6 protein-coding genes are annotated in these 3,663 nt (G+C 38.1%); 3 read left to right on the plus strand and 3 right to left on the minus strand.

What is annotated here, in order from left to right; genetic code table 11:
- On the plus strand, positions 1 to 124 hold a 124-nt coding region (locus tag O1449_RS16205), incomplete at its 5' end, for a type II toxin-antitoxin system RelE/ParE family toxin (protein WP_269239909.1).
- Here the strand turns inward: O1449_RS16205 and O1449_RS16210 are convergent.
- The 3 genes from O1449_RS16210 to repM are packed head-to-tail and all read right to left on the minus strand — an operon-like array spanning position 121 to position 1,778.
- Positions 121 to 477 carry a hypothetical protein gene (locus O1449_RS16210; protein WP_004906424.1) on the minus strand — a complete coding sequence of 119 codons (357 nt, stop codon included), beginning with the start codon at positions 475 to 477 and terminating at the stop codon, positions 121 to 123. The genes O1449_RS16205 and O1449_RS16210 overlap by 4 nt on opposite strands.
- Positions 478 to 512: 35 nt before the next feature.
- Positions 513 to 848, minus strand: coding sequence for a hypothetical protein (locus O1449_RS16215; RefSeq protein WP_004906423.1), 336 nt, complete (start codon positions 846 to 848; stop codon positions 513 to 515).
- 6 nt (positions 849 to 854) lie between these two features.
- Positions 855 to 1,778 (minus strand): replication initiation protein RepM, encoded by a 924-nt coding sequence (gene repM / locus O1449_RS16220; protein ID WP_087548435.1) that lies wholly within the window; start codon positions 1,776 to 1,778, stop codon positions 855 to 857.
- Between the two features lie 1,452 nt (positions 1,779 to 3,230).
- Between repM and O1449_RS16225 the strand changes: the two genes are divergently transcribed.
- Positions 3,231 to 3,521 (plus strand): CopG family ribbon-helix-helix protein, encoded by a 291-nt coding sequence (locus O1449_RS16225; RefSeq protein ID WP_020899956.1) that lies wholly within the window; start codon positions 3,231 to 3,233, stop codon positions 3,519 to 3,521.
- The coding region (locus tag O1449_RS16230) for a type II toxin-antitoxin system RelE/ParE family toxin (protein ID WP_269239911.1) at positions 3,518 to 3,663 on the plus strand (146 nt) is incomplete at its 3' end. The genes O1449_RS16225 and O1449_RS16230, both read left to right, overlap by 4 nt.

Here is a 3,663-nt window from a genome sequence, read left to right on the forward strand (position 1 = left end):
GCGCACTGGACAGAAAAAAGGAACAAGGGAATTAGTTGTTCATCCGCATTATGTTGTGGTGTATGACATTACTGAAAATGTACGTATTTTAAGAGTCTTACATACATCACAACATTGGATTTAGTTATTGAAGTTGAATACAACTACTTGATTATTATCTAAGTAAACAGCAATTTCAGTAATATGTTTGGCATAACATCCGCCCATTAAATATTCTGCTCGACTACCATAACTAGGTAAATTTTTAGTTCTGTCATCAGGTAATGCAAGACAAGCACCTCGATTAACAACCACTTTTTTAACGTTGAGTGGTTTATCAGATACCGATTGAACCTCGATGGAGGTATTTGGTGAAAAAGAATATTGTTTAGGAAGATCAGTAACATGGACTATCACTAATTTTTCTTTGTTTTTAGCGTAAGTCGCAACTGAACAAGCACTAAGAATAATAAACATAATTAATTTAAGAAATTTCATTATCTAAACCTATTTTTAATGGCATCTTTTAGAATTTAGTCATGACTAAATTTTATCAAATTATTTTGTTGTAGATATTTCATAATTAACTTCAATAAATCCCGTTGTTTTTTACTTTTTCTGACAGGCTTATTTGCAATTAAAAATACATCAATATATCCAAGTTCTATATGGTGTGGATTGTCTGTTATTTCCAATATAATAGGGAATATTCCATGATCACCTGAAAATACAGCAATACGGCTTCTATTTTCATATTTTGGAGTGATCATCACTTCAAAATCTATGTGACTATAAGAGTCATCAGGATGGGGTAAGGTTGTATTTACATAAATTTCTAAGAATTTTTTGATAAAAGCACTTTTATTCATTGGTATTTATCCCTTAAATCCTGCTTTTTCTAAGAAAGGGTAAAGCTCCCTAAATTTCTCAGGCTGTAAAAGCATCTCAGCAATACGAATAGCAAATTGCTGATAGCTTTCTGTACCTTGTGAATACTTAGACATTTCGGGCATTTCAGACATCTTATTAGCAAATAAATGGCGCTGTGAATCAGTCATTTTGATAAAAAAGTCAGGGGTGTTTGGATCTCGTTCCTCTTTCACTGTTTTAGGCTTGGATTTCTGTTTAAAGCTGAATGAAAAGCCAATGATCGAACGCCCTCGCTTATGTTGTTCGTATTCTGCCTTAATGTCGGTGTGGTCGTTAATTTGTTGAATAGCAGGCTCTAATACTCGTCTTTTAAATGATTCCATCCGTTGATGCTCTGTATCCAATACACCAAGCCTTGAACGCAATTCCTTAGTTTCAAGCATTGATACTTTGCCAGTGCTACGCCATGCGATCAGGAGTTCATATAAACGTATGGCGTAGGCACTGGTTAGACTACTCACCTGCTCCAGTTCATAACTGGTGAAATGCTTCTCTAGGTTGGTGATCAGTGGCACAACGTCATCTGAAAATCTGATACGCACAAGGGCTTCATTTTCAACATAGGACACACGCTGCACCCATCTGCTCATAACATTCTCAAGATTACCTTTAGCCGTTAATTTTTGGTAACTAAAACGACGCTCAAACAAGTTCTTGCAAGCATCCTTTAAGACTTTGTAGGCGGTGTTTCTGTGGACATTGAAGTGATTGATGTAGCTTTCTGCGTGGATAGTTAAATCATGGTTACTAGGGGTGTTAGATTCCCTCGCCTCCAGTATTGCTAAAAGAATTAGGCGTTGTTCTGCAAGGTCTAAATTATAACTGGCATTGATCAGCGCATTATCCTTAACGATTAGGTCTTTTTTCATACACAGCAACTTATTTTAATTTTGTTGTTATAGCAACATTATTCTTTAGTGTTGCGATTTGCAAGATAAACGTTGCTATATTGCAAGATAAACGTTGCTATATTGCAAGATAAACGTTGCTATATTGCAAGATAAACGTTGCTATATTAAGGCTGAAAGCATTGCTATATAATCATTTCAGACCCTCTAAAAATTAAAAAAATTAAAAAAATTAAAAAAGAGGGGGAGTAGTCAAAATTGCCCTATGTACTCGCTAAAGCTCGTACTTTATTGAAGCTCGTTCCTCGCTTCGAGGGGCAATTTTTCTGTAAATACTGTTTGTGAAATCTAAAAGCAAAAGCAAGTATGGATTCGCTTCGCTCATAAAACTTTTTTGCTCGCTTCGCTCGATCTAGTTTCAAATATGGTGTTGTCGCTTTGCTCGGTCAGTGCCTTAAAAGTATAAATACCAATTTGTAATCAGGGAAAGAACAGGGCGAAATTTTCATAGTGCTCAATCACTCGTAGACACTCGTTCGGTTAATTCTATCTGTGTTTTCTATTGTGCTTTTCTTGTGGAATTGATGCACCAACGGAAGCACAGAAAAAAGCACAAAGCCTTCACTTCGTTGCGCCTAAAAACAATTACCGTACAAGCTCGCTTCGCTCGTCCTTCCTGGACGTCAGGATTCCTTGTACTTCAAGGGCTGGACGCCCTTGATAATCGTTTTTTGTTGCCTTTCACTTTCCGCTATCGCTCCAAGTTGCAGCGCACTTCGTGCTCGCGCCCCGTCATACTACTACGTAGTTGACCCACCCCCTTTTAGGTGCATATTTCGCTAGGCTCGTATGTCCTTCGGATTCGCTGAACGCTCTCACTAAAACGAGGTGGGTCAACTACCCTTCGGGATAGTTTGACGGGGTGGGCTTGCCCCCCAACAACTAACGACATCTGGGGATGTCTAAAGTTCGTGTTCACTCTCTTTTACGTTGTCGGCTCCCCCCAGTCATCTCCGCTGGGGCTTCGATGATGTTCCGCTTTCGCTTCACACCCCTTAGGGGCTAATCTTTGGCTTTCGCCAAAGGAAAAGCACAAACACACTCACAGAGCGAGTGTCTACGAGTGAACAACAGAAATTTAAATTCAGGACATACCCTCCCTGATTACATGCTCTATTTGCTCATAGGATGCGATTAGCCGAGCTTTGCTCGATGTAGGTATGGGTTTTATGGCTTTAAGGATGAAAAGTTGCTTAAATCGCAAAATATAAGGGTTGGTGACCACCCACTACTGTTGAACAGTACCGTCAATATGGATAGTCACCTGATCTGTAACCTATAGATCATTTCAGATAAGGAACGGTCTAAATGACTTATCTGAACATCTAAAATAACAAAGTTTAAGTTGGAAAAAAATAGCGATATATTAATTTGTGTTATATTAGGCATTAAATGTAACACATTGGTGAGTATATGGCAGAAGCAACTTTTACTTTTCGAGTGGACGAATCTTTAAAGCAAGAATTTTCTAGTTTTGCTAAAGAGATTGACCGTAGTGGTGCACAATTATTACGCGATTTCATGCGCGATTTCGTCAAAAAACAACAAGAAGCTGCATCTTATGATGTTTGGTTTCAACAACAAGTTCAAATTGGTTTAGATCAAGCTAATGCAGGGAATCTTATTTCACATGAGGACGTGGAAGCGAAATTCGCAGCAAAACGAGCTGCAACATTGGCACGATTGGCTGCTAGTCAATCATGAAAATTCTTTGGACAGTAGATGCAGAACAAGATCGTGAAAGAATTTATGATTATCTCGATGAAAGAAATCCGATTGCTGCCATTGAATTGGATGATTTAATTAGGGAAAAAATTAGTTTGCTTGCCCATAATAATCTTATTGG

The sequence above is a fragment of the Acinetobacter sp. TR3 genome (assembly GCF_027105055.1).
Lineage (GTDB): Bacteria > Pseudomonadota > Gammaproteobacteria > Pseudomonadales > Moraxellaceae > Acinetobacter.

Excerpts from the sequence above, each read along its gene's own strand:
- O1449_RS16210 (WP_004906424.1), bottom strand. The coding sequence starts at position 477 with ATGAAATTTCTTAAATTAATTATGTTTATTATTCTTAGTGCTTGTTCA.
- O1449_RS16215 (WP_004906423.1), bottom strand. The coding sequence starts at position 848 with ATGAATAAAAGTGCTTTTATCAAAAAATTCTTAGAAATTTATGTAAAT.
- repM (WP_087548435.1), bottom strand. The coding sequence starts at position 1,778 with ATGAAAAAAGACCTAATCGTTAAGGATAATGCGCTGATCAATGCCAGT.
- O1449_RS16225 (WP_020899956.1), top strand. The coding sequence starts at position 3,231 with ATGGCAGAAGCAACTTTTACTTTTCGAGTGGACGAATCTTTAAAGCAA.